Genomic DNA, 396 nt, shown 5'->3' with positions numbered 1-396 from the left:
ACAGCAGGTCCCGCCATCAACCCAAATCAACCTTATGAGTCGAACACGCCTCAAGGCGAGGTGTTCGGCAAATACAAACTGCCGGCAAAATCCGCCATTAGAGATGATGTGGATGCGAGCAATATTGATGAGTTCACCTACAAAAGACAAGATGATGTCGCCTTTAACGGCGATGCGTTTGATAGCTTTGAATTTCATTGGCAAACCAGCATCGATGAGAAAAAATCCCGTCGCACAACCGATAATTATGTTCCGACAGGCACTTTTGTTACCGCCGTAGTGACAGGCGGCGCTGATGCTAACGCCGGCGTTTCAGGTCAAGGGGATACCTCTCCAATTGTCTTTCAGACCGTCAATCAAGGTATTTTACCTAACGGTAAAAAGTCTAAGCTGGGC

General features: G+C 47.7%; 1 pseudogene. It reads left to right on the top strand.

The annotated features are described in order from the left end of the window. A pseudogene (locus OH459_RS28180) lies at positions 1 to 396 on the top strand (TrbI/VirB10 family protein); the annotation flags it as partial.

The sequence above is a fragment of the Vibrio sp. MM46 genome (assembly GCF_027587135.1).
In the GTDB taxonomy this organism is placed as follows: domain Bacteria; phylum Pseudomonadota; class Gammaproteobacteria; order Enterobacterales; family Vibrionaceae; genus Vibrio; species Vibrio harveyi.
This window is presented reverse-complemented; position numbering and strand designations above follow the sequence as displayed.